The following is a 24,729-nucleotide window of genomic DNA, read 5'->3' as shown; positions in this document are numbered from 1 at the left end:
ATATGCAGTAAAACATGGCCAATATCACCTGGAAAATGGAAGATGGCAGCGAAATCAGCGCTGATGTAAAAGACGGCTTGAACCTGATGGAAGCTGCGACGGCGAACAACGTTCCGCACATCGAGGGCGAATGTGGCGGTTGTCTTTCCTGCGCCACCTGCCACGTGTTTGTCGATCCCGAATGGTTCGAGAAAACAGGAGAGATCGACGATATCGAAGACACCATGCTCGAAATGACTGATGTCGAACGAGAGGATAATAGCCGTCTGAGCTGCCAGATAGTTGCCTCGTCGGCGCTGGATGGATTGATACTCTACGTCCCCGAACCGGAGTAATCCGTGACCGCCCCGATTGTCATTGTTGGTGCGGGTCAGGCGGCGGCCTCCTTCATAACACGCCACGTGGCGCTAGCCAGCAAGCAACCGGTCTTGCTGATTGGCGAAGAATCATATCTACCCTATCAGCGCCCCCCGCTTTCCAAGAAATACCTGATCGGTGAACTCGACCGTGAACGCCTGTTTATTCGCCCACCGGAATGGTACCAGGAGCAGAACATCAACCTGCGCCTTAACTCCCGCATTGACGCGATCGATCGTGATGACCGCAAGGTTGTCACCACCAGCGGCGAATCGATCGAATATGACAAGCTACTGTTATGCACCGGTTCCAGTGCGCGCAGCCTTCCCGTCGCAAATGGTGGGGACCTGGACCGGGTATTCACGTTACGCAGCATCGATGATACCGACAAAATGTCCCCCGAATTTCAGCCCGGACGCAAGCTGCTCATTATCGGCGGTGGATATATAGGACTGGAGGCAGCCGCGAGCGCCCGCCAGATGGGGCTCGAAGTCACACTGCTCGAAATGGCCGAGCGTATCCTGCAACGCGTCGCTGCCGCGGCAACGTCAAGTTACTTTCGTGAGCTGCACCTTGGGCATGGTGTAGATTTACGGGAGTCTGTGCGCATGACCAGCCTGCTCGGCGAAGGCGGTATCGTAAGCGGTGCCGCCCTCGAAACCGGCGAAGTGATCGATGCCGACCTGGTCCTGGTGGGTATCGGCAGCAGCCCCAATACCGGGCTCGCGCAGGCAGCCGGGCTGGATTGTGACAACGGGATCCGTGTCAACGAAATCTGCCAGACCTCCGATCCGAATATTTATGCTGCCGGCGATTGCACCAACTTTGTCCGCAACGGTCAGCATATTCGTCTCGAGTCAGTACAAAACGCAGCCGACCAGGGAGACCTGGTGGCACGTGTCCTGGCCGGAGAAGCAGTGACCTATACCGCGTTACCGTGGTTCTGGTCGGAACAGTACGATTGCCGTCTGCAGATCGTCGGCCTCAGCCAGGGTCACAATCAAACCGTGTTTCGCCCCGGCGCCGATCCTTCGATTATGTCGGTCTGGTACTACCGTGATGACGAATTACTCGCAATCGACGCGATGAACGAGCCCAAATCATATGCCTTCGGCACCCGGATTATCGCGGCGGGCAAAAATCCAACACCCGCCGAGGTCGCCGACCCGGAAACCGATTTGAAAGTCCTGGCGCTGGGTTAATTTCGCACTACAGTAAGCATTGGCATACGGTTGCTCAACCGCGATATCCGGTAAAAACCGGACACGGGCCTAGTCGGCCCTGGTTGTTACAATCGAATCCCTGGTTGGCGAGATCAGGGGATCGATCAACTCTGAAGTCGAGGCGATGTTCCGGCTGAGATCGACATAGGCCTCGAAACGCTGCTTGATATCCCGCACGTAGTTGACTGGTTCACTGCCATTGACATAACCGTAACGCGCTTTCTGTGCGTATTGTTTTCTTTCCAGCAATAACATTGCCTGTTCGGTATGCCCGAACCAGCGATCCGGATCACGCCCCAGCTGAGCAGCAAGACGGCGTGCATCCTGTACGTGACCCGAACCCGCATTGTAAGACGCAAGCGTAAACCAGAGCCGATCCGAAATCGGCAGGTCGGCATTAAAGCGGTCGCGCAACCAGTCGAGATACTTGATGCCGCCACGGATGCTACTGGCGGGATCACTGATATCTTTAACTCCCATTGCCTTGGCGGTACGCGGCATTAATTGCATCAAACCACGAGCACCGAACTGCGATTTCGCGCCTGGATTGAACCTACTCTCCTGGTACATCTGCGCAGTTACCAGGCGCCAGTCGAATCCATAGCGATCAGAATACTTGCGTACCAGTTCATCGTAGGGCGAAATCTGCCCTTTCAATGCATCAATGACGCGCCCACGCGCCAGGCGCTGTACCGATTTTCGATTCTTGAAGTACTCGATATAGGTTACGTTGTAAAACTCGCTCTTGTAGATTCGTTTGACAAACTCGTCTAGCGCCAGTTTGAGCATTGGATTACGTTTACGCAATGCGATCGAATGCGGGACTTCCTGCTCCATGGAATAAGTCGAACGGACCGGAACCGACTTGGCAATTTCGATATCAAGCAGATGTTGATCGGCCATGGTTGCCTTGTACTTACCGTGCGCTACCAGCTCAATTAATTGCTCTGTTTCAACGTTATCATCGGCAGCGCGCAGGCTAAAACCCGCGCCCTGATTTTGCAACGAGGAAAGCCTTTTCCAGTAATGACTTTGGTGACGTACGAGAATAGTCTGGCCATCCAGATCGGCTAGAGAAGAGGTACTATCGTCTTTGTGCACCACGATATGTTGTCGCGCATAGTGATAGGGTTCGGAAAAATCAACGCCAAGCCGGCGCTGCAGGTCATCGGGCTCAAGGAATCCGAGCGCGATATCTGCCCTGCCCTCGAGCAGCCAGGTCGTCAGCTCGCGGTAACTTGGCGGGACCACCACTTCCATGCGCAAGCCATGGTAGTTGGCAAACTCGCGCGCAAGTTCGTACTCGAATCCCATGAGCTCGCCGCGATAGAGGAAATAGGAAGCAGCGTTGTTACGTAGCAAAACGCGCAGCACGCGGCGCTTCTTTATTTCATCAAAATCACCGACAAAATGCTTATCCAGATCCTCGGCCTGGAACTCAAGCTGCAGGTAGCGATTGATTTCATTTACCAATCGCGGAGCATTCTTACGTACCCCCCAACCGATATCGCGCTGGCTGCTGAAGTTGGTGGCCACCCTGATTTCATCGCGAAACGATTCATATATTCTGACCAGGTTACTGTCCATAATTGTGGCATCAATCTCGCCGGCAGCGAGATCGTCCAGCACGTCTTCAATTAGAACGCCATCGGGCGTTTCCAGGATTTCGATCTCGGGATATCTGTTGTCCTTGAGCCACTTGAGCGCATGCCAGAAAGTCGAGTCGCGGCTTACCATCACCCGCTTGCCATTCAGATCGCGCACGCGCTGTATTGATTTGTTGTTTTTGGCCACGACCACCTGTTCGTTGACGTGGTCGACCGGCACCGAGAAGGAAATCTTCTCGAGCCGTTGATCATTAATCGTCAGGTTATCTACGATAATATCGCCGAAACCGGCTTCCAGTGCCGGGATCAATTTGGAGAAATTATCGACGATTACCAGCTCTGGAATTAATCCGTGCGACAGCGCAAACTCCTCTGCAATGCGCTGTTGCTCCGCCAGGGGTGAAGCACGGCGCGGTAGGTAGTCAGCGCTCGAAAAATCGCGCGTTAACAGAATACGCAGTTTCCCCGATTGCAGGATCTCGATGAAATCGCCATCGAAAGCGACTGATTCTGCAAGCGTGCTATAGCTGCGGTTGAGATAGGCATGCGCCGGATTGAGGCACAGCAACATCACAGAAAAAAGCAACAGCTGTGCAATCTCCCGGAAGAGCAATTTGGTCGTGTCTGGTACCCCCATAGTCAAACACTAAAGCGTTTTATTGCCGTCTTGTCAAAACTAAAACCGGTACCCGGGCGCTCAGGAACAGTGATCAGGCCATCGGCAAGTTCCATTTCCTCGTTAAACAGGGCAGCACACCAGGGCATGTGTTCAACTGAAATACAGTTGGATTCGCTAGCGGCGATACACAGACTGTACTCGGTGAAGATATGTGTCGAGATCGGAATTTCATAGGCCAGGGCAAGTGCCGCAACTCGCCGCATTTCGCTCAAACCACCGATGCGCTGGAGATCAGGCATTAAAACATCGACTGCCCCCGACTCGAGAATATCGCGCATACCGAGGTGCGTATACTCAGTCTCACCCGCCGCGATCGGCGTGTCGAGCGCGGCTCGCACCTCGGCGCAGCCGACAAGATTGTGGTAAACCACAGGTTCTTCGAACCAGGCAAGCTCGAATTCCTCGAGCTCCCGACCGAGCTGAATGGCATGCTTTACCGAGAGTGCCTGGTTGGCATCGGCGAGCAATTCGATGCCGGGGCCAATGGCATCTCGCACCGCGGCCACGCGCTCGACATCTTCGCGTATGCTCGGCTTGCCCAGGCGGATCTTTACGGCACGGAATCCGCTGTCGATCAGTTCAGCGGCTTCTGCAACCAGGCTGTCGATCGGCTGCGATAGCCACAGCCCACCACTGGCATAGGTTTTTACCCGTTCGCGACAGGCACCGAATATCTTGTGCAAGGGCAATTCTGCAGCCTTGCCCACCAGGTCCCAGCAGGCAGTATCGATCGCGGTGAGTGCGGCTATCGAAAAGCCCTTGTGACCAATCGGATTCAGTTCATTCCAGATATCCTGCCAGATGGCGGCTATAAAATGCGGGTCACGTCCCTCGACCTGGTGCGCGAAACCGAGCAGCATTTCATGCAGCGCATTGATCCGTACGGCATTTAATGTCAGCACACAGCTTTCGCCGATAAGCCCCTGGTCAGTTTCGAGCTCCAGCAGCACAAAACCCATGCTTTTTATCTGGTGGATGGAGGTTGCGATCGGCCGCTGCAGCGGTACATCGACGAGCGTCGTTTTAAACCCGGTAATCTTCATTGCCGCAACTCGTTCTCAATAGCTGATATCGACGATAGTGTAAACCAGTCGCCCCCGGGGCACCTCTACTTTGACCTCGTCCCCCAGTTCGCGTTTCAACAGAGATTGCGCCAGTGGCGAATCGACACTGATATAGTTTTCCGCGTGATCAAATTCGTCCGGGCCTACAATACGATAGGTCACTACCGTGCCGACTTCATCTTCAAGCGTGACCGTGGCACCGAAAAATACACGCTCTGCGTTCGCGGGTTTTTGATCGACAACATTCAGTTGCGGCAGGCGTTTTTGCAGGTAACGAATCCGCCGATCGAGTTCACGAAGTTCCTTTTTCCTATAGATATATTCGGCGTTTTCCGAGCGATCACCCTCCGCGGCAGCGGCCGACAGGGCCGCGACGACTTCGCGGCGCTTTAACCAGATTGCCTTTTGCTCCGTTTCCAGCGCCTGCATACCAGCACGCGTGATATAGGGCGATTTTGGTGGTCCCGGGGGGCGATAACGACTCATCTGCTGCTATGGAATTCGTCGATCTGGAAATTGATACTATTTTCGGTACTGCGAAATCTGAACCTCGGTACCGTAGTCCGCATAGTCACCGTCAGAGCGCTTGCCCCGAAAACTGCCCCACTCGATAGCGTCATAGCGACTAGGATTCTGCGCGTTGACCACCGAGGGTAACGGACAGACTTTGCAGTTTGCTGCCGGATTAAAGAAAAATGGAATACTGTAACGTTCACGGGTATCCATCGCCAGCACGCGATGAATGGCGGCCTTGTAGATATCGTTGGACCAGACCTGCATCATGTCACCGGTATTGATCACCATCGCGCCGTCAACCGTCGGGATGTCATACCAATACCCGTCGCGGTAGACCTGCAGACCGCTGACCTGATCCTGCAGCAAGACCGTCAAGGCTCCGGCATCGGTGTGATGATGGATACCGAGGTCTGCTGTCGGCTGATGATCGATCGCCAGACCGGCCATCGGATCCTTGACCGGGTAGTAATTAAGCCGCACGAAACCGGTGTGGTTGGTCGCAAAATCGTCATGCATGAAATTGGCGGGTAAATCCAGCCCCAGGCAAAAAGCTTCGAGCAGATTCAGCGAAAGTTCGGTGCAGGCCTCGAGATAAGACATCATCGTGGCTTTGAATTCCGGCTGATGTGCGGGCCATCGATTGCTCTGATGATAAATCGGGTCGACGCCCTCGCGGGTAAAATCGAAAACTTCTTTCTTGTCGCGCTGGTTCTTGGTCAATTCGTTATTGTAAAAACCCCATGGGTTGTCCTTGTTGCGGACTATCTTTAGCTTTTCCTCGACCGGTAACGCGAACAGGGCATGGGTTTGCTGCCAGACGTCGTCGATAAGCGTGGCAGGTATATCGTGATTAACGACCTGGAAGAATCCCCAGGTCTTGCAAGCATCGGCAATTTGATCAATCGCACTTACCGCGGCATCACTGGATGAATCCGCAAATACCTCGGCAACATCGATAACGGGCACCTGCCACGCTATCGAGGCCTGTCGGGCGACCGGTTGCTGGTCTAGATCTTGCGGTTCTGCGTGCATGGCGAGCTCGGTAATCCCTGGCTGGGCCGCTTAATATACCACTGATCGATGGCAGTACCAGAATTCGGATCACTATCGATTAACGCAGCAAGGCGTTCGCGTGCCTCTAATACCCGGGTTACAAGGGAATCGACCCGTGCATTGTGCGCAAACGGGCCTGCGGCGAATACTGGACCGTCGCGGAAAGAGCCTTTATTCTTGCCGAATTCCCGATGCCGCTTAAGCGCATTATGTAAACCTCGAATTTGACCAGCGAGCACTATCGAATCAATGATCGGACCCGATGACCCTCCGCCATACACGGTAATCAACGACCAGGGAAAGGCCAAGGTCCTGCTTACCGGCGATCATGTCAGTAACGTCATGCCGAAAATGCTGGACAGCCTCGGTCTCGACAAGTCAGAACTGCAACAGCATATTGCCTACGATATCGGCACCCGCAAGTTGATCAATCATCTTTCCGAGCATCTCGATGCACCCGCCGTACTGGCTGGCTATTCCCGACTTGTTGTCGACCTCAATCGCAGCCTTGAGGATCCCAGTGTGATGCCGGAAACCAGTGATGATCGGGTAATTCCGGGTAATCAGAGCATGTCGGAAGCGCATCGCAATGAGCGCATTCATTGCTTTTACACGCCCTATCGAAAAGCCATCGATTCGGAACTGCATCGCTTCAGGGAACAGGGGGTGGTGCCCGCATTCATTTCGATACATAGCTTCACGCCACAAATGGCCGGTTTTGTGCGCCCCTGGCATGCGGGAATTCTATGGGACAAAGACCCGCGCATTCCGGTACCACTAATGGCAAACCTGCGTGCGCATCCCGAAGGTTTTAACATCGGGGATAACGAACCTTACTCGGGCAAACACCCCGCCGACTATACGATTGATCATCACGCCGAGGCAGCCGGGTTGCCACATGTTTCCATTGAAATCCGCCAGGATCTCGTCGACACCGAGGAAGGTGCCGAGCGCTGGGCGACTATTCTGGACGATGCGCTGCGCGGCATCCTGGCTGATCCTGACCTGTACCAGGTCTGGCAGTCAATCTAGTAAGCAGGTTGCTTACCGGGGATGCCTGTTGAAATTCAGCCAGATTCCCGACCATACATGGCAATCGGGTCTCCGAGCAGCGAGAGCTCCGGTTCAACCCCGAGACCCGGCAGGTCGGGCGCGCTGAAGCAGCCTTCCACGTTACGCACGCCTTGTCCGGGTGCCGGATGGACGCTGACCATCTCCTGGCAGGACCAGACACCCTGGCAGAATGCCGCGGGGATAGTTTGTGCAAAATGCGCGACGGCGGTGTCGGATACGACGGTACCGCCGGTATCCATGATCAGCATCGTGATACCGGTTGCCAGGCAGAAATCACGCAGGCGTCGCGTCTTGGTCAGACCGCCGACGCGGTTAATCTTGATATTCACGACCTCGGCGATACCGTCGCGCTGAATACGAATCAGGTCATCGATGCCGTGCAAGCCCTCGTCGACCCCGATTGGATAAGTGGTATGCCGACGCACCTGTGCGATCTCGTCGAGCGTTTCGCAGGGTTGCTCAAACCACGAAGTCAGCCCGGAAACCGCGTTCATTACCGTGATTGCCTCGCGCGGCAGCCAGGCGCGGTTGACGTCGTAAAAAATAATCTCACCGGCACGTTCGTTGGCGGCGAGTAAATTGATGCGCTCGATATCCTGGTGTACATCGGCGCCGACCTTACAGGAATGCACGCGATAACCCAGGTCGCGGAAACGCTGCACCTCGTCGAGCATTTCCTGCGGGCCGCCGGTGGATACGCTCGATGCGATGGGCACCGGATCGGGTTCGCGCGCGCCTAGCAGTTCGCATAGAGGCAAACCGGCTGCTTTTGCGGCGATGTCCCAGCAGGCAATGTCGAGCGCCGACTTGACATACGGATGTCCCGGCAACGCCAGGTCCATGACACGGTTGATCGAATCGGCCTGGCGCGGATCTTTGCCGATAAGCAGGGGTGCGAGTTCCTCGATACCGGCGCGTATACCCTTGCCGAAGGCCGGCAGGTAAGTCACACCCCAGGGACAACCCTCGCCCCAACCCGATACGTTAGCGTCGGTATCGATGCGAACAATGGTGGAATCGAGTTGCTCGAACTTGAGCCTGCCGCCGGAGAGCCAGTAAGGCTTGTGCAAAGGCAGGTCGAGCTGCCAAACGCTAATGCCGGTAATCTTCATGCAAAGTAATTTACCCCCCGGACCAGGGCAAGTAAATCGAATATTGCCGCGATGCTCGATCGAAAATTCTAATCTTCGGTAGCGTAGAGCTCGGCAACCTTCGGCGCAATCTCGTCGGCGGCAAACAGTGGCAATGAACAGGCGTAATTCGAGCAGACAAAGGCTGCGGCACGATCCAGCTCGGGATATACGATGCTGTTATTCGATAACGGTCCTTCGCTTCGATCCCACCAGTCCAGACGCATGTAGCTCGCAGGATAATCTCGAGCGGCATTGAACAATTCCCGGGCTGCAGTATCCTTTTTGGCACCGATAATCGCAATATGCACTGGCGCCGTGTTGAGCTCGTAGTCGGCGAGCAATATGGATGGCTGAAAACTGAACTGCTCGCTCAGTTCCGGTGCCGCGAGAAAACGCATTGCATGTTCGCTGATTTTTTTCGAAGTCTCTGTCCCTATATAATGCTAGGCGATATTTGCACTACGCGCAAGCGCCGCATTTTCATCTACCTGTAGAAACGGTTCGGCAAATACGCCATCGCTGGCTGGCTCAACCGCAGCACTATTATAACCGCCCTCGGGATTTCGAAACTGGGCATCAATGAATTCCAGGCTTGCCGCAATTTGCGGCAACCAGTGTCTGTCACCGCTATTCTGATAGAGTGCGATAAAAGCCTGCAGCATCGCCTGATTGTCTCCAAGATAAGGGCCACCGACATCGTTGTTCCCATGACTGAATCCACCTCCTGGCAAACTTCGATGCTCCAGGATAAAACGGGTTGCATCCCGTGCGCGCTCAAATGCCGCCTGGTTATCGCTGGCGTTGTAATAATCCAACAGCGCCCGAATCAACCACGCATTTTCCCGCGTGTAGATATTTTTGTCGATACGCGGCATCCCCAGTGCGCGCCGCTCCTTGTCGCTAAGCGTGAAAAATGCGTGGCCATCGACCTCGAGGCTGAGATCGGCATCCTGGCTGGTATAGAACCCGCCGCCGGCGTCGAGCATGAAGGATTCAAGGTAACGAAAAATGTCGTGCGCTGCTTCGAGAAAAGTATCGTCCCGCCAACGTGAGTATGCCAACGAATACAGGCGTAAGTTCTCGGCCTGGAAAAACATGATTTTCTCGAAATGCGGCGAGCGCCAGTCGAACTGGTCCGAATACTGGTAAACACCACCCCATTCTGGATCGATCAGCTGCAGGCCATTGTGCAGTGTGAGCCGCGCCATCAATTCATATTCTCGCTTGCCGAGACGTGCCTGTTCGAGCGCATACTCGGTTGCAGGTGAATTGACAAACCGGTGAATACGACCCCAGCCACCGTAGCGGGGGTCATACAGGTCAAAGAAGGCCTGTTCCAGCCTGGTACGCAGTGCAGGAGCAAGCGCCGCCTGGCTGGCGGGTGTCGCCTTCGGTTCGTTCCATACCGATGGCCCTGGACTCGGATCGGCAATTATTGCTTCAAGCATCGATAACATGCCGATGATCGGGATGTATCCTCGTCGCTTGACGATTTCGTCGCCTTCAGGCGAAAACACGATTGTTGCGGGCCATCCCCAGCGCCCATAGCGGGCGGCGATATCCGGATTGGCGTCCGCGTCCACTCGCACCGGGATAAAATGCGTATTGATTAATTGTGCCACGTCCGGGTGGCTGTAGGTTTTGGCTTCCATGACATGACACCAGTGACACCAGACCGCTTCCAGGTCCATGATCACCATGCGCTGCTGCTGCCTTGCCTGGTCAAACAGGTCTTTGCTCCAGTCCTGCCACTGGACGAGACCCTGGTCTTCACCGGCTGCAATCGATACCCGGGGTAACGCGATAATTAACAGCAGCAACAAAATCCGGGGTCTGCAGATCAGCTCAGGCATGGTTCGTGGTCAAGTTATCGATTAACCTTAGTTTCTCTTTGGCTGGTAAAGTTCGATTGATGGAAATCATCCGGGGTCCGCAAATATATCTGTCCCCTAGATGATACCAGAGTGCCCAGGTGTCTAGCTGGAACAACAAGACCATACATGTTTATGGCAGAAGAACTGGGGTCAGACTGGTTGGTTCGAACGATGTGCAAAGCCTTGTTATAGCTCGCCAGCCTCTTCCAGCACCTTGCGCGCCACGCGAAAACACTCCAGCGACTGCGGCACACCGCAGTAAATTCCAACCACGTGAATAATGGCTCGAATCTCCTCCTTGCTGACGCCGTTATTGAGCGCACCACGGCAGTGGATTTCCCATTCATGCATCTTGCCGAGCGCGCCGATCATCGCCAGGTTCATCATCGAACGCGTCTTCGGTTCGATTACCTCGTCGCCCCAGCCGAAACCCCAGCACCATGCGGTCATTGCCTCCTGGAAAGGGCGCGTGAAATCATCGGCCGCGGCCAGGTTCTTTTCAACATACTCCGCGCCCAACGTGCCTTTGCGCTTGGCCAGGCCTTTTTCAAATAAATCTTTGTCCATTTCATCTCCTCGGTAACTTGTCGCCCTGCGGCTTAACCACTTATTAGTCATCCCGCGGCCTGACCGCGGGATCCAGTGTAACCATCACGCTCGCAGAGCTTACTTTAAATGTTCGCGCTACACGCGATGTTGTTTGACTGGGTCCCGCGGTCAAGCCGCGGAACGACAATCGGTATTATTCTTCCGAACGAGGCAGAAGGTTCTGTGGATCATACACGCATTGCTCGACGATTACGGCGCGGCGTGATTCACCCATGACCAGCACTTCGAATTCATTACCCACCTGGTTCAGTTCGGGCCTGATATAGGCAAAGGCAAGATACTTGCCCTGGTCGTATCCATAGCCACCGGACGAGATCTGCCCTACCGGCTTTCCCCGGTGCCATACCGACTCGGAACCCAGTGGATCGCACTGCACTGCGTCCGCAGCGGGCTCATCGAGCTGGAGATAAGCGAGTACCCAGCGCTCGGCAGACTTGAGTGAATACTCGGCACCCTGGAATTCGCCATCCCGCGCGAAACGCGCCACGTCAGCCTCGGTGATGGTGACTTCATTGGTGATTTCCGACCCGGAACGATAAGCCTTCTCCATGCGCACCGCGTTCAGCGTGGCCGAACCGATATGTACCATTCCCTCACTGTGCGAGGTCGAAACCAGCGCGCTGTAGACATCGAGCATACCCGCCATCGGCACGTGCAGTTCCCAACCGAGTTCACCGGTATAAGTTACGCGCAGTGCGCGCACGTCGGTTATTCCGGCCACGGTGATAAGTTGCGTCGATAACCAGCGGAAACTTGTATTATCGAGGGCGACGTCGGTACATCCGCCGAGAATTCTGCGTGACGCCGGACCGGCCAGCATTATGACACCGTAGTTTTCTGAAACATTGCTAAAGGTGACCGTTTCGTCCGCCCGAACCTCCTCCTGCATCCAGTTCAACAGCGCGGCTTCGCGTACCGCGGCGTAAACCATGTAGTAATGATTATCGCCAAGCTTGACGATCGTGGCCTCGCCCTCGATGCGCCCGTTACCCATCACCAGGTAGGTCAACGTGACACTGCCCTCTTTTTGCGGCACCTTGTTCGACTGGATTCGGTCGAGGTAAGCCTCGGCATCGGCGCCACTGATCTCGACCTTGGCAAACGCGGTCAAATCCGCGATACCGGCGTGGGCGCGCATACCGCGTACCTCGTTGCCGATGATGTCGAATAACGCACTGCGCCGAAAACTCTCGATATGCTTTTGCTCGACGCCATTGACCGCGAACCAGTAGGGACGTTCCCAGCCATACACATCTTCATAAACTGCTCCCTTGTCTTTCAGGATCTCGTAGAGAGGCGAAAGCCTGGAATGTGACGGCCGCAGGTCTGGACGGTCCAGATGCGGAAACGGGATTTCGTGGCGCAGCAGGTAATCCTCCTTCGCCTTGTTGACGCGGTATTCATCATCGATGCGGGCACCGAAGCGGCGTGGGTCGAAACTGCGCATCGATACGTCCGCGGCACCGTGCACCATCCACTGCGCGAGGTACTTCCCCGCGCCCGGGCCCCAGGCAATGCCGACCTGCGAACCACAGCAAACCCAGAAATTCTTTACCCCGGACGGCCCCAGCAGCATGTTGCCGTCTGGCGGATGGGTAATGGCCCCATGCACGACGCTCTTGATGCCCTTGTCGGCGAGAACCGGCATGCGCTCGAGCGCGTTTTCAAGCCACGGCATGATGCGGTCGTAATCGGGCTCGAACAGTTCGTTCTCGGATTCCCACGGCGTGCCGTCATCCCAGACCGAGGCCGCGTTTGCCTTTTCATAAATCCCGATCAGGCCCGACTTCTGCTCCATGCGGATATAACCCGAAACCTGCGAGTCGTCCCGAATTACCGGCAACTCTTTTTCAAGAGCCTGGAATTCGGGCACCGTGTCGGTGATCAGGTAGTGGTGCAGCATGTTTGCGATCGGTAAATTCAGCCCCACCCACTCCCCGATCTGACGCGCGTAGGTACCGCCCGAGTTGACCACCCGGTCGGCCTCGATGTCACCCTGCCCGGTGTGTACCACGAAAGTATCGCCGGTGCGTGTGATGCCCGTGACCCGATTTTGACGAATCACGGTACCACCCATCATGCGTGCCCCCCTGGCCATCGCAAAGGTAACACCGGCCGGGTCGACATGCCCATCGTGCGGGGTATAGAGCGCGGCCATTACACCGTCGAGATTATAGAAAGGGTGCAGCTCGGCGATACGCTCAGGCCCGATGATTTCCATTTCGTGACCGAGGCCCTTGCCCACCGATAGCGTGTACTTGATCCAGTCGACTTCGTCCTGGGTATAGGCGATACGCAGGCTGCCGCTGCCGTGCCAGGTACAGGATTGCCCGGTCTCGTCCTCGAGGCGCGGGTAGAGCTCGGTGCCATAAGCCGCCATCTTGGCGAGGCTGTAGTGACTGACCGAGTGCGTAATCTGGCCAGCCGCATGCCAGGTCGAGCCACTGGTCAACTCCGCCTTTTCCAGCAGCACAATATCGGTCTCGCCTTCCTTGCACAGGTGATAGGCAAGCGAACAGCCCATAACGCCGCCGCCGATAATGACGATATTCGCCTTGCTTTGCATCCAGCTGACTCCGATAAAATTTGGTTGCATCGAAAGATCCGCTGATGATACACTTGTATCATTATTTAAATCAAGTGCACAATTGTCACAAATGCAGCAAAAATTTAAGATTCTCGAAGCTGGATTGCCGCAGTCCCAGGAAGAAGTGCTCAAGCGCTTGCTGGCCGAGTTCGATAACCTGCCCGGTCAGCTACAGTTGTGCGCGCGCTATATCATCGATCATCCACATGAAGTCGGGCTGCAATCGATGCGCACGCTGGCGACGAATGCAGAGGTTCATCCGAACAGTTTCGTACGCCTGGCACGTCACCTGGGATTTGAAGGCTACGAAGCCATGCGCGAGCGTTTCCGTGATTTCGTACGCGGCGGTACCGGCTCGTCACCCGACCGCGTCCGCTGGCTGCAACAGATGGATCGCGAGGGCGGCAGCACCGCGGTGTTCGGCAGCATGGCCGAGGCCTGTCTCGACAACACCGAAAAGATGTTCGAGCAGCAATCGGTGCAGGATCTCGAGCGCGCGGTCGACTGGATGATCAACGCGCGCCGGGTTTACGTGCTCGGCCTCGGCCTCGCCTATCCGCTCGCCTACAACTTCTGGTATGTCGCGCGCATGGGCTTCGATCATTTTATCCTGTCACCACGTCACGGCAGCCTGCCGTCGGACGACCTGATTCGCATGGACGAGCGCGACTGCCTGCTGGCGATGACATTCCAGCCTTATCGCCGCGATACGCTGGCCGCGGTAAAGCTGGCAAAAAGGAAAGGGGCAAAAGTCATTGGCGTAACCGACAGCAACGCGGCAACGCTGTGCCGCGAGGCCGACCTGGGACTGGTCTCCCCAACCCATACCCCGCAGTTCTTTCATTCCAATTCAGCGGTGATCGCACTGCTCGAAAGCCTGTGCGCACTGCTGGTAGTACGCGGTGGCGACGCGGCAAGCGCCTCCGTTGAAGCGTTTCATTCCGCGCGTTGGGAGGAAAACATTTATGACGAATCCTGATTTGAAAGTGGTTGCAGATGGTGTCCCGGTAATGGGACTCGATGCGAAATACTTTACCGATCCCAATCTTTACCGGCGCATCGTTGACGAAGTGTTTTACAAGAACTGGTTGATGGCCTGCCATTCGAGCCAGGTCGGTAAACCCGGTGATTTCCTGACGCTCGAAATCTACGACCAGGACATCCTCATCACGCATACCCGCGAGGGCGGGATCAAGGCGTTTTACAACGTCTGCCAGCATCGTGGGCACAAACTTGCCGAGGGCAGCGGTAATAAAAAGCTACTGGTCTGCCCTTACCATGCCTGGTCTTATGACCTGCGGGGACAGTTAAAAGCTGCACCCCATGCGAACAAGGTGCCCGGTTTCAATGCTTCCAAGATCTGCTTGACCGAAATCAGGCTCGAGAATTTTCTCGGTTTCCTGTTAATCAACCTCGATCCAGAGGCTACAAGCATGGATAAGTCCTACCCGGGAATTCGCGATGAAATGCTTAAACTGTGCCCTGACCTCGAGCAACGCAAGTATGCCTACCACCATACCGCCGACGAGGGCTGCAACTGGTTCGTCGCGGTCGAAAACTATAACGAGTGTTACCACTGCCCGAATTGCCATCCCTCGTTTGCAAAGGGCATCATCGATCCCGATACCTACTCGATTATGCCTTACGGAGATATCAAGGTGTTGCACCATACCTCCGAAGCCTCGCACAGCGAAGATGCCTGGTATGACGTCAGCGGTGCCGCTTACGGCAGCTTTTACCTGTGGCCGGCCACTTCGATCCAGTTTTATCCCGGCGGGATGGTCAACAGCTTTTCCTGGCGCCCGCTCGCGGTTGATGACGTGCGCGTATTCCGTACATTTTACTCGAACGATGGCGAGGTAGACGAAACCCTGCAAAAGGTCATCGAGAACGATCGTGAAACCACGTTCCAGGAAGACCTGGATATCGTCAGGGAAGTTCAGCGCGGGATGAATTCGCGCGGTTATAAACCCGGGCCACTGGTCTTGAATCCCGAGGGCGGGATATACAACGAATTGTCAATTTTTAAACTACACCAATGGCTGCGTGAGGCAGTCGGCTAAACCAAGCAGGTTTCTGGAGTCCCTATCATGTCATCACATGCAGTTAAACAATCACCCGGCAGCATGTCGCAACGCGACCTGTTTGCAATTGCCGACCGTGTTTTACCCGGCTCGGGCCTCGGCAGCTATTCGCTGGCCGATGACATTCGCCTGATTTACTCGCATGGCAAGGGTTCGCGCATGTGGGACGTCGACGGCAACGAGTATATCGATTACGTCGGCGGTGCCGGCGCACTGATTCTTGGACATTCGCACCCCGCCGTGGTCGAAGCCACCAAGGCGCAGCTGGATCGTGGTGCGCACATGTTCGGCTCCTTGAACGATATCGCCGTGCACCTGGCCGAGCGTCTGGTTAACGATATACCCTGCGCCGAGAAAATCGCCTACGCAACCACTGGCTCGGAAGCAACTGGCTACGCGATGCGTCTGGCACGCGCGTTTACCGGGCGTAACAAGATCCTCAAGTTCGAGGGCGCCTACCACGGTAACCACGATTACGCGATCGTGTCGACTTTTCCGAAAGAAACCGGCGCCTACCCGCAGGGCACGCCAGATTCCTATGGACAGCCCGAAGCGACGGTTTCAACGATGCTGGTCTGCCCCTACAACGACCTCGAAACCCTGCGCAAGATTGTTGCCGAACATCACGCCGATATCGCCGCCATTTTTGCCGAGCCGGTACAGCGCATCATCCCGGCCGAACCCGAATTCCTGCATGGCATCCGAAAAATCTGCGATGAATACGACATCCTGTTCGTGCTCGACGAGGTCGTCACCGGTTTTCGTCTGAGCTACGGCGGCGCCCAGCAACGGTACGACGTCAAGCCCGATCTCTCGACCCACGGCAAAGTCGTCGGCGGTGGCGGTCCCCTGTCCTGTATCGCCGGACGCGCGGACGTCATCGGCCTGTCCGATCCAAAACTGAAAGGCCAACCGGGGTATACCTATTTCAACGGCACTCTGCACGGTAACCCCGTCGCGGCCGCTGCGACCATGGCAATGCTCGACGAACTCGGCAAACCCGGCGTCTACAAGCGCATGAACGGTTTTGCCGATGATCTCTGTCGCGAAACGCAAAAGGTCCTCGACCAGCACGATATCCCGGCGATCGCCGAGCATACCGGCTCGCTGTGGCAAATCCTGTTCATGGATAAAACCCCGCGCAACCAGGCCGATATACTCGCCAGCGACCAGGCTTCAATGCGCAAGTTCGATACCCTGCTGATGAAGCAAGGGCAATACGTGTTGCCCGGCGTGCGACGTTTCGTATCCACCGTACATACCGCGCAGGATCTCGAACAAACCCTGCGTGGCCTCGACGCTGCCTGCCGCGAATTCAATCAATCCTGAAATCATCCCCATTTAAACCGGGATTTTAATACACGATCACCATTGTGAGATTCCCGCTAAGTGTTCCGCATCCGGCGGGAATGACGTAACGACTCGGCGTCATCCCCGCACCAGCGGGGATCTTGTTGATTAAGTCGCTACCATGCACCAAAAGTTACCTCTCTGCACCGTTATAAAGCATTTTAATTGAAACAGGCTCCGATTTGACATATGTCAAGTCGACGGCAAAAAAAATCTCTAGCCTGCTGTTATCCGTTCGTCGCGCGCGGGTACCAATTAACAAAAATAGCTACAAGGGGGATGACCAATGGACCGGTACGGCAAGGCACTTGGGGTAATCATTTTATTTTCGCTTCTCTGGATCAATCCGGGCCCGTCGCCTGCGGCTGTCTCGGGCTGTCTTGCCTGCCATAACGGCATCGAGTCGATTCGCGAGGAATCGAGTGCGATGCTGCAACTGATCAATTCGCTGAGCGCCGTGCATGGCGATACCGCCGGCTGCGTGATGTGCCACGGTGGTGATCCCACCGCCAGCGACGCAGCCAAGGCACACGAAGGATCGCCTCAGTCACTGGTCGACTTCAAGGGTCCGCAAACCTTCTACCCCGACCCTGGCGCGATGGATATTAACAAGTTCACCTGTGGGCAAAGCGCTTGCCATGCCGGCTATGAAGAACGCCTCGAAAAATCCCTGATGAACACCGAGGCCGGTAAAATCCAGGGTAATCTGCACACCTGGGGCATCCCCGAAGTGCAAAACCACAAGGTGCCGTGGGGTAATTACGACGTCAAGGACGGCGACGGACCTGTTCCAAGCGTCGGCACCGACGCCTACAAGGCTTACATGAAGGACATGATTGCGGCACATAAGGAACAGTTTCCGACCGAACTGGCGCAAATCCCGCAACCCAGCGTCGACGAGATCGAGAAAGATCCGAAGCTGGCCGGCTTTACCTATCAGCGCCAGCAGTGCCAGCGTTGTCACGTCACCGTCAAGGGGCGTGAAAAGCGCGGTGATTATCGCGGCCAGGGCTGTTCTTCCTGCCACATCCCCTACGGTAACGAAGGCATATACGAGGGCGGTGATCCCACCATCGACAAGACGCAGAAAGGTCACATGCTGACCCATCAGATCCAGGCCACGCGTAAATCCAAGGTCACGGTCGGCGACACGACCTATTCCGGTATCCCGGTCGAAACCTGCAATTCGTGCCATAACCGCGGCAAGCGCATCGGCGTGACCTACCAGGGCCTGATGGAATTCCCCTACGGCTCACCCTACAGCGAGACCGGCGGCAAGCAGCCCAAGCTGCATACCAAGAATTACCTGTTTATTTCCGACGACCTGCATCACCAGATCAAGAGCCGTCCGGAAAACCCTGAAGGCGGCTTGCTGTGCCAGGATTGCCACACCACGATCGACATGCACGGTGACGGCAATATCCCGGGCACTACGCTGGCGCAGGTCGAGGTCGAGTGCCAGGACTGTCATGGAACGCCGGAAGAGTACCCATGGGAGCTGCCACTCGGTCACGGCGAAGAATTCGCCAAGTCGATTGGTAACTCGCCGCGCGGCCTCGCCAACAGCCTGCTGCAGGAGACCGCGGCATTTGCGACCGTTTACGACAAGAAGGACGGTTATCTGCTGAGCGCGCGCGGCAACCCCTACGGCAACGTGGTCAAGGATGGCGATACGGTCATCATGCACTCGGCTACCGGCAACGATTTCAAGGTGCCGCTGCTGAAAAAGCTGGCCGAAGATGATGCCTGGCGCAACTCTCAGGCAATGGTGGCGATGGCAAGCGTCAAGAAACACGCCGAGAGCCTCGAGTGTTACGCCTGCCACGCGTCCTGGGTACCGCAGTGTTACGGCTGCCACGTCGACGTCGACTACGGCCCGGATAAAAACGGCAAGCCGAAGCAAGACACCGACTGGATCGCCTCCGGATCGCTGCGCTACCCGGATGGTTCCACCGCGGAATCACCGCTCGGCACCAAGGGCATCCAGAGCCCGGGCAAGGTCTCCGAAACCCGTTCCTACCTGCGTTGGGAAGAGCCAGTGCTCGGCATCAACGGTGAGGGTCGCGTGACTCCGCTGATGCCGGGATGCCAGGTTATCTGGACCGTGCGGGCGCGCGACGGTAGCACTGTGGCGCATAACCAGATCGCAATGGCCTACGACGAGCAGAAGGAACTGGGACAGGAGCGCGTGCCGCTCGGCCTCGACATGGCGCCGGTGCAGCCACACTCGGCGCAGCGCAAGGCCCGTACCTGCGAAAGCTGCCACAACAATCCGAAAGCCCAGGGTTACGGTATCTCCGGTGGTGTGTTCTCGCTGCGCTACACCGAGAACGTGGTTGAGGACCTGATCGATCAGCGCACCGGCAAACCCATTCCGAGCAACTTCAAGATCCAGATACCCAAAATCGAGGCGCTTGATTTTGACTTGTCCACGATTATCAAGGACGGCCAACAGACACAAACGGTAGGCTCGCACTGGCCGCTGTCGCGCGCGCTGCCACAAGAGGTGCGCGATGCAATGGATCGCACCGGACTGTGCATGGGTTGCCACCGTGAAATGACCAATGCCGATCTGTGGTCCAAGGTGTCCGAGCCCGGTCGCCTGACCGACGCGCAGCATATCGAGTTGATGAACAAGATGCTGCAGGCTTACAGCAAGGAATAAACATGTCGGCCAGAGATTCAACCCATTTTGCCGGGTGGTTTGCGGCAGGGATGCTGGTATTCGTTGCAGGCGCAGTCCTCGTGGATAAAGCTGTGCTAGCCCAGGAAACCGGGTTAAGCGAGGAAATGAAGTCTTTTCTCGAATCACCCCGGCAACAAACTACTGGTGCCGGCGCACATAAGCAGAAAGATCCGCACGCCAGCCTGAGTCCCGACAAACTCGTTCAGGTAGCGCTACAGCATCTCGACGAAGGGCGCGCACCACTGGCGCTGGAGACATTAAACGAGGCACTCGGCAAATTCCCCAACGATACAATGCTGTTGAGCGTTCGTTCGAGCCTGTTTCTGCAAAACCAGCAAACCAGCCTGGCATTAGCCGATCTCAATCGCGCGGTCGAATTGAACCCGCACGACCCGATCCTGCTGACCAATCGCGCCCAGGCCTATCGCCAGTTCGGCCGCAACGACGATGCGCGGCGAGATCTGGATAGTGCGATCGAGCTGGACCAGAAATTTGTCGCGGCCTATTTCAATCGCGGTAGCCTGCATTTCGAAGCCGAAAAATACGATCTGGCGCTGGTTGATTTCAATCGTTGCGTCGAGCTCGAGCCGGAGGTGCCGGCAGCCTATTTCAATCGCGCCTCGACCCACGAAGCCCTTGGCGACCGGAACAGCGCGGTTAAAGACCTGCAACACTTTCTGACCCTGTCGCCGGAAGCGAGTTGGGCGCAGGTGGCCGAGGACCTATTGAAACAATGGCAATCCGAAAATTCATAACCTCGTTGCTCGGGCCCCTGCTGGTGCTGATTCACCTGGGCACACCCACGGCCGCAGATGCGGCGGAAAAGGATGCCCGCGCAGCCTTCGATCGGCTGCTGCGGGAAGCTGGATTGCGCATGCATCGGCAAACTCAATATATTGACCAGCCGACGCAGGCGAACGCCATTCTGCCCTACGAATACGCGTTAAGGCATGAATCGGGAGCGCTCGAAGTCCGATTTATCGTGCGCCCGCTGAACCGTATCGAGATCGAATACAACGACCCACATAATGCCGCGCCCGAACCCAACCACCTGTTCCCGCTGCTGTTCGAATCGATCACTAATCGCTTGTCAGTCGGCGGTGAGACCGCAACCAGTACTTTTCCCGAGGCGGAGGCGCTGGATAAATTCAACGCCAACTGGGCCGCGGCCTCGGCATTCGATATCAATCCTGATTTCGCCGCCGACTATCGCAATGCGCTGATCATCGGCATGCATCGGAACGAGATGGCCGACGCCTACACGCTGTTTTTGTATAACGACCATGAGCAGGCCAAACTACTGATCAACGAAGCGATTTCGATCATGTCATTTACGCCGGCTGCGACCACTCCCCAATAACCAGGGCCCTCAGGTTACAAAACTTCGATCCCTTGACTAAGGTCAAGCTTTTCATCTATCGTGGTCGGACTATCTTCCCAGAATCCGGCGCAATGCAAAAAACCAGTGACATCATCTGGCAGGACACGCAGCACCAGGTTTTGTTCGAGCTGATCGATAAAATCAAGGAAGTACCCTTCGATCCCGAAATCCTGATTCGCCTCAAGCTTTACGCCGAGCATCATTTCATCCTCGAAGAAACCTACATGGTCGAACTTGGATATCCCCATCAGGAAGAACACATCGAGGCGCATGACCGTTTCCGCGAGGAGCTAGAGGCGATGCTGGAAACCGATCCGAGCATGCACCCGTCGCTACAGATCTCGCTTTCCGATTTTCTATACAAGTGGCTTAAACTGCATGTCCTCGGCATTGACAAGAAGCTCGAAGACTTTGTCATGAAATCGAACTCTAAATAACCGGATACAATCGACCTCCGGCAAAACCTCAATGAACGAACAAAAATTAACCGGCCACTGTTACTGTGGTGCAGTCAAATTCGAAATCGACGGTGAATCAGACTGGGTCGGGCACTGTCATTGCGAATCCTGTCGCCGGCAAAGTGGTTCGGTCATGACGACCTTTGCCGGTTTTAAGCCAGGACAAGTAATATTCACCGCGGCAGTGCCAAAACGGTTTACCACCGATGATGGCGTTACGCGAAGTTTCTGCGGGCATTGTGGATCACCGGTTGCCTACGAAACCAGCGACCGTCCGGATGAAATTCACATGCAACTCGGCCTGTTTGACGATCTCGAGCGACTGGCACCGCAGGATCACAGTTTCCTTGAAGAAAAGGTCAGCTGGCTACATGTCGACGAGCATCTGCCCGTGAGCAACTGGACCCAGGAAAACCAGGATTAATCACTGAGCAGGTAGCCGCTGCGCGATTCGAGGATTTCAGTACCAACAATCTTGGCAACATTGGCATTAGCCCAGGCATACTTCGTGACTTTACGTGAAATGACCCGGCCAGAAGTGCCCGCAAGCAACGGGATTCTTTCAACAAACACGCCCTCGCCGTCGAGCCGGATCAGGTCGGCGATGCGATCGCCCTTTTCGACCCAGTCCCCGAGTTCCACGCAATAGGCGAGTAATCCTGCTTGCGGTGCTCGCAGCATTTCGGTCGCACGTAGATCAGTGGGTGCGGGAGCCTCGTGTTTTTGACCGATCCACTTTCCGGTAATCAAACCCTGTTCCTGGAAATAACCGTACAGATTTTCGGCGTCTCGTCGATTCAGTTCGTCAAAGGTGTCGAATCGACCACGGTATTCCAGCGTGCAAGAAACGACCGGTAAGGGAACAGGTTTATCCGGGCACTCGGATGCGAGTCGCAACCAGATAGCGGCCCAAACCTCGTCGAAGGAACCACCGCCGCTGTCTTCTGCCAGCAAGGTCGCCGCGGCCCCGGTCCAGTTGGCGAGCTGTTGCATAGTTTCCGCCAGCTGCGGCACGGTAAAAATATGGACCAACGAGTCATCGTCGCAATGCACATCAAAAACATAGTCCGCGTCGCAGGCTTCACCGATTAGACATCGGCGCCATTGATCCAGCACGGTAACCTGCGGCAGGGTTTCAACCCAGTCCAGCAAGGCTGTGCGGACCTGCCGGAGATTTTCGTCGGCGTCAGGACCGAGTTTGCTTAAAAGCGCTTCACCGACCGCATCATAAAGTTCCGGCCAGGCACGATTATGGTTCACCCCGGTACTGCGATTGTAACGGCCCTGGTGTTGACCAAATTCGATATCGCCCATACCGAGTGGATTGACCATCGGGAAAATCACGAAGCGCGCATTCAGTTCACCGGCGGTATCCGCGTCACGTAATAATTGCAACAGGTGATGCAGAATCAGGATTCCAGGCTGTTCATCGGCATGCAGGGCCGCCTGCAGGTAGACTTTTTTGTCCGCATCAGCAGGCCCGATGTGGAAATAGTTCAGTTCTGTGGTGCACCCCGGGGTATCTCCAGTCAGCAGCTTACTGATTTTTTCAAAACTCATGTCACGATCGCACCGCCATCGACGTCGATGATCGTGCCGGTTACAAATTCGTTTTCGAGCAGAAAGATTGCGGCGCCAGCGCATTCCGAAGCCGTGCCGGCCCGCGGAATCAGATGACCTGCAGTGCCTTTGTCATAGTATGCCTTGCGTTCGTCACCCTGCAGCGGCGACATCGGCGTATCGATAAGGCCGGGGCAAACACCGTTGATACGGACCGGGCTGACCTCGTTGGCGACCAGGTGGATAAAGGCTTCAACCGAACCACCGACGCTGCCGATGGCGAGCGTGCCCGGACGATACTTGCGCGCGGGATAACCGCTGAACAATACCACCGCGCCTCCCGGTGACATCTGCGGAACCCCGAGACGCACGCTGTTCACATAGCCCCAGAGCTTGGCGAATGAATTCTGAAATCCGTCGAGATCCATTTCGAGGAAAGGCCCTATGGCGCGGGGGCCCCCGGTGGCCGCATTGACCAGGTAATCAAATCCCTGGTGTTTTTCGAACAGTGTGCTCAATACCGGACGATCGAGCACGTCGACCTGCACGCACTCGATGCCGTCGATTTCACGTTCGCTGCGGCTACCGGCGATGACTTCAGCGCCGCCGTCACGCAGCATTTCGCTGGTCGCCAGCCCGATGCCGGATGTACCCCCTAAAACAATTGCTTTTTTTCCACTAAAGTCCGCCATTTAAAATCCCCCAACGACTATGATGTGATCCACGTGCAAACGGGGATCCTTTAAAATACGCACGATACAAGATTCCGATACTTCGGACCGCAACTTGCGCGGGAATGACCATTTATTTCATTCAGATTATGCCTGATTCCAAACTGGCGGCCATCAACATGCCAAGCTCTTCGCACTGTGCTTCAAACTCCGGCCGGTATTCACCATGCAATATGATCGATTCCTGCACCGCTTTCCATTTCAATCCCGACGTGATTTTACGGATCGCGATTTTGGTGCCGGTACCGTCAAGGCCCGCGCGGATATACGCAGCAAACGGCATTGCCTCGGTATGTTCCAGGCAGGGATAGTAAATTCGATCGAAGAAATCTTTCAGTGCACCGCTCATATAGCCAAAATTCTCGGTCGTCCCAAGAATTATCGCGTCCGCCCGGAGCACGTCATCGGCGACTGCCTGTAGCGGCGGAATATGCTTCACCTCTACCCCTTCGATATCTTCATGCCTGGCGCCACGCAGCGTCGCATCCACCAGTTTCTGGGTGTTGGCCGACGGATTATGGGCAACAATGAGCAAGTGCTTGGGATTCGGCATGAAGCGATCATAAAGGCTTAAAGCAGCCTTGAATAGAGTAAAAGCCGACACCGATTTATCGTTAGTTTTCAGATAAAACGAAAATATAACGTCAAAATGAACATTAATACGAACAAACGAAAAAGATTATTGACAATCTGAATCCGCGGG

General features: G+C 55.6%; 23 protein-coding genes. 11 read left to right on the top strand and 12 right to left on the bottom strand.

The window, feature by feature from the left end:
- The first annotated feature begins 14 nt into the window (after positions 1-14).
- Positions 15-335: a 2Fe-2S iron-sulfur cluster-binding protein gene (locus OES20_07545; protein ID MDH3634543.1), complete on the top strand. Its 321-nt coding sequence runs from the start codon at positions 15-17 to the stop codon at positions 333-335.
- A 3-nt stretch (positions 336-338) separates the two neighbouring features.
- Positions 339-1,559 carry an FAD-dependent oxidoreductase gene (locus OES20_07540; GenBank protein ID MDH3634542.1) on the top strand — a complete coding sequence of 407 codons (1,221 nt, stop codon included), beginning with the start codon at positions 339-341 and terminating at the stop codon, positions 1,557-1,559.
- A gap of 69 nt (positions 1,560-1,628) precedes the next feature.
- On the opposite strand, the gene OES20_07535 is transcribed toward OES20_07540, so the two are convergent.
- From OES20_07535 to OES20_07520, 4 genes are read right to left on the bottom strand one after another with little or no spacing between them, the layout of a single operon-like run.
- The gene (locus tag OES20_07535) at positions 1,629-3,773 is read right to left on the bottom strand and encodes a transporter substrate-binding domain-containing protein (GenBank protein MDH3634541.1); all 2,145 of its coding nucleotides are present in this window, start codon (positions 3,771-3,773) and stop codon (positions 1,629-1,631) included.
- Positions 3,774-3,826: 53 nt separating this feature from the next.
- Positions 3,827-4,909 (bottom strand): mandelate racemase/muconate lactonizing enzyme family protein, encoded by a 1,083-nt coding sequence (locus OES20_07530; protein MDH3634540.1) that lies wholly within the window; start codon positions 4,907-4,909, stop codon positions 3,827-3,829.
- Between the two features lie 15 nt (positions 4,910-4,924).
- Complete coding sequence (greB, locus tag OES20_07525) at positions 4,925-5,416, bottom strand: transcription elongation factor GreB (protein MDH3634539.1); 492 nt, start codon at positions 5,414-5,416, stop codon at positions 4,925-4,927.
- A 36-nt stretch (positions 5,417-5,452) separates the two neighbouring features.
- The gene (locus OES20_07520; GenBank protein MDH3634538.1) at positions 5,453-6,478 is read right to left on the bottom strand and encodes a hypothetical protein; all 1,026 of its coding nucleotides are present in this window, start codon (positions 6,476-6,478) and stop codon (positions 5,453-5,455) included.
- 270 nt (positions 6,479-6,748) lie between these two features.
- On the opposite strand from OES20_07520, the gene OES20_07515 reads away from it, so the two are divergent.
- On the top strand, positions 6,749-7,531 hold the full coding sequence (locus tag OES20_07515) for an N-formylglutamate amidohydrolase (protein MDH3634537.1): 783 nt from the start codon (positions 6,749-6,751) through the stop codon (positions 7,529-7,531).
- Between the two features lie 35 nt (positions 7,532-7,566).
- Here OES20_07515 and OES20_07510 read toward each other — a convergent pair whose 3' ends face one another.
- The 5 genes from OES20_07510 to OES20_07490 all read right to left on the bottom strand — a co-directional run bounded on the left by OES20_07510 (position 7,567) and on the right by OES20_07490 (position 13,785).
- Complete coding sequence (locus OES20_07510; protein ID MDH3634536.1) at positions 7,567-8,685, bottom strand: mandelate racemase; 1,119 nt, start codon at positions 8,683-8,685, stop codon at positions 7,567-7,569.
- A gap of 68 nt (positions 8,686-8,753) precedes the next feature.
- Complete coding sequence (locus tag OES20_07505) at positions 8,754-9,104, bottom strand: hypothetical protein (GenBank protein MDH3634535.1); 351 nt, start codon at positions 9,102-9,104, stop codon at positions 8,754-8,756.
- A 45-nt stretch (positions 9,105-9,149) separates the two neighbouring features.
- Entirely contained in the window at positions 9,150-10,559 is a 1,410-nt protein-coding gene (locus OES20_07500) for a DUF255 domain-containing protein (protein MDH3634534.1), read from the bottom strand.
- Between the two features lie 207 nt (positions 10,560-10,766).
- Positions 10,767-11,147 carry a carboxymuconolactone decarboxylase family protein gene (locus OES20_07495; protein MDH3634533.1) on the bottom strand — a complete coding sequence of 127 codons (381 nt, stop codon included), beginning with the start codon at positions 11,145-11,147 and terminating at the stop codon, positions 10,767-10,769.
- Between the two features lie 175 nt (positions 11,148-11,322).
- On the bottom strand, positions 11,323-13,785 hold the full coding sequence (locus OES20_07490; protein MDH3634532.1) for an FAD-dependent oxidoreductase: 2,463 nt from the start codon (positions 13,783-13,785) through the stop codon (positions 11,323-11,325).
- Positions 13,786-13,846: 61 nt separating this feature from the next.
- Here OES20_07490 and OES20_07485 point away from each other — a divergent pair, with 61 nt between their 5' ends.
- From OES20_07485 to OES20_07450, 8 genes are all read left to right on the top strand, one after another.
- Positions 13,847-14,755, top strand: coding sequence for a MurR/RpiR family transcriptional regulator (locus OES20_07485; GenBank protein MDH3634531.1), 909 nt, complete (start codon positions 13,847-13,849; stop codon positions 14,753-14,755).
- Positions 14,742-15,839 carry an aromatic ring-hydroxylating dioxygenase subunit alpha gene (locus OES20_07480; GenBank protein MDH3634530.1) on the top strand — a complete coding sequence of 366 codons (1,098 nt, stop codon included), beginning with the start codon at positions 14,742-14,744 and terminating at the stop codon, positions 15,837-15,839. Before OES20_07485 ends, OES20_07480 begins: the two co-directional genes overlap by 14 nt.
- A gap of 27 nt (positions 15,840-15,866) precedes the next feature.
- Entirely contained in the window at positions 15,867-17,189 is a 1,323-nt protein-coding gene (locus tag OES20_07475; GenBank protein MDH3634529.1) for an aspartate aminotransferase family protein, read from the top strand.
- Between the two features lie 307 nt (positions 17,190-17,496).
- Positions 17,497-19,875: a cytochrome C gene (locus OES20_07470; GenBank protein ID MDH3634528.1), complete on the top strand. Its 2,379-nt coding sequence runs from the start codon at positions 17,497-17,499 to the stop codon at positions 19,873-19,875.
- A gap of 2 nt (positions 19,876-19,877) precedes the next feature.
- On the top strand, positions 19,878-20,651 hold the full coding sequence (locus OES20_07465) for a tetratricopeptide repeat protein (protein ID MDH3634527.1): 774 nt from the start codon (positions 19,878-19,880) through the stop codon (positions 20,649-20,651).
- Positions 20,630-21,256 (top strand): hypothetical protein, encoded by a 627-nt coding sequence (locus OES20_07460; GenBank protein ID MDH3634526.1) that lies wholly within the window; start codon positions 20,630-20,632, stop codon positions 21,254-21,256. Before OES20_07465 ends, OES20_07460 begins: the two co-directional genes overlap by 22 nt.
- A gap of 92 nt (positions 21,257-21,348) precedes the next feature.
- Positions 21,349-21,714, top strand: coding sequence for a hemerythrin family protein (locus tag OES20_07455; protein MDH3634525.1), 366 nt, complete (start codon positions 21,349-21,351; stop codon positions 21,712-21,714).
- Between the two features lie 31 nt (positions 21,715-21,745).
- Positions 21,746-22,159 (top strand): GFA family protein, encoded by a 414-nt coding sequence (locus tag OES20_07450; GenBank protein MDH3634524.1) that lies wholly within the window; start codon positions 21,746-21,748, stop codon positions 22,157-22,159.
- Here OES20_07450 and OES20_07445 read toward each other — a convergent pair.
- From OES20_07445 to OES20_07435, 3 genes are all read right to left on the bottom strand, one after another.
- Entirely contained in the window at positions 22,156-23,295 is a 1,140-nt protein-coding gene (locus OES20_07445; GenBank protein ID MDH3634523.1) for a M14 family metallopeptidase, read from the bottom strand. The two genes, OES20_07450 and OES20_07445, sit on opposite strands and share 4 nt — an antisense overlap.
- Positions 23,292-23,987, bottom strand: a complete 696-nt coding sequence (locus tag OES20_07440; protein MDH3634522.1) for an SDR family oxidoreductase — start codon at positions 23,985-23,987, stop codon at positions 23,292-23,294. The genes OES20_07445 and OES20_07440 overlap by 4 nt, the downstream gene beginning before the upstream one ends.
- A 121-nt stretch (positions 23,988-24,108) precedes the next feature.
- Complete coding sequence (locus OES20_07435) at positions 24,109-24,579, bottom strand: NAD(P)H-dependent oxidoreductase (GenBank protein MDH3634521.1); 471 nt, start codon at positions 24,577-24,579, stop codon at positions 24,109-24,111.
- Positions 24,580-24,729 lie beyond the last annotated feature (150 nt).

This window comes from Gammaproteobacteria bacterium (assembly GCA_029862005.1).
GTDB lineage: Bacteria > Pseudomonadota > Gammaproteobacteria.
The sequence above is the reverse complement of the archived record's forward strand: the minus strand, read 5'-3'. Positions and strand labels throughout refer to the sequence as shown.

Coding starts and splice junctions, on each gene's coding strand:
- OES20_07545 (MDH3634543.1), top strand. CDS start 15: ATGGCCAATATCACCTGGAAAATGGAAGATGGCAGCGAAATCAGCGCT.
- OES20_07530 (MDH3634540.1), bottom strand. CDS start 4,909: ATGAAGATTACCGGGTTTAAAACGACGCTCGTCGATGTACCGCTGCAG.
- greB (MDH3634539.1), bottom strand. CDS start 5,416: ATGAGTCGTTATCGCCCCCCGGGACCACCAAAATCGCCCTATATCACG.
- OES20_07520 (MDH3634538.1), bottom strand. CDS start 6,478: ATGCACGCAGAACCGCAAGATCTAGACCAGCAACCGGTCGCCCGACAG.
- OES20_07515 (MDH3634537.1), top strand. CDS start 6,749: ATGATCGGACCCGATGACCCTCCGCCATACACGGTAATCAACGACCAG.
- OES20_07510 (MDH3634536.1), bottom strand. CDS start 8,685: ATGAAGATTACCGGCATTAGCGTTTGGCAGCTCGACCTGCCTTTGCAC.
- OES20_07505 (MDH3634535.1), bottom strand. CDS start 9,104: ATGCGTTTTCTCGCGGCACCGGAACTGAGCGAGCAGTTCAGTTTTCAG.
- OES20_07500 (MDH3634534.1), bottom strand. CDS start 10,559: ATGCCTGAGCTGATCTGCAGACCCCGGATTTTGTTGCTGCTGTTAATT.
- OES20_07495 (MDH3634533.1), bottom strand. CDS start 11,147: ATGGACAAAGATTTATTTGAAAAAGGCCTGGCCAAGCGCAAAGGCACG.
- OES20_07490 (MDH3634532.1), bottom strand. CDS start 13,785: ATGCAACCAAATTTTATCGGAGTCAGCTGGATGCAAAGCAAGGCGAAT.
- OES20_07485 (MDH3634531.1), top strand. CDS start 13,847: ATGCAGCAAAAATTTAAGATTCTCGAAGCTGGATTGCCGCAGTCCCAG.
- OES20_07480 (MDH3634530.1), top strand. CDS start 14,742: ATGACGAATCCTGATTTGAAAGTGGTTGCAGATGGTGTCCCGGTAATG.
- OES20_07475 (MDH3634529.1), top strand. CDS start 15,867: ATGTCATCACATGCAGTTAAACAATCACCCGGCAGCATGTCGCAACGC.
- OES20_07470 (MDH3634528.1), top strand. CDS start 17,497: ATGGACCGGTACGGCAAGGCACTTGGGGTAATCATTTTATTTTCGCTT.
- OES20_07465 (MDH3634527.1), top strand. CDS start 19,878: ATGTCGGCCAGAGATTCAACCCATTTTGCCGGGTGGTTTGCGGCAGGG.
- OES20_07460 (MDH3634526.1), top strand. CDS start 20,630: ATGGCAATCCGAAAATTCATAACCTCGTTGCTCGGGCCCCTGCTGGTG.
- OES20_07455 (MDH3634525.1), top strand. CDS start 21,349: ATGCAAAAAACCAGTGACATCATCTGGCAGGACACGCAGCACCAGGTT.
- OES20_07450 (MDH3634524.1), top strand. CDS start 21,746: ATGAACGAACAAAAATTAACCGGCCACTGTTACTGTGGTGCAGTCAAA.
- OES20_07445 (MDH3634523.1), bottom strand. CDS start 23,295: ATGAGTTTTGAAAAAATCAGTAAGCTGCTGACTGGAGATACCCCGGGG.
- OES20_07440 (MDH3634522.1), bottom strand. CDS start 23,987: ATGGCGGACTTTAGTGGAAAAAAAGCAATTGTTTTAGGGGGTACATCC.
- OES20_07435 (MDH3634521.1), bottom strand. CDS start 24,579: ATGCCGAATCCCAAGCACTTGCTCATTGTTGCCCATAATCCGTCGGCC.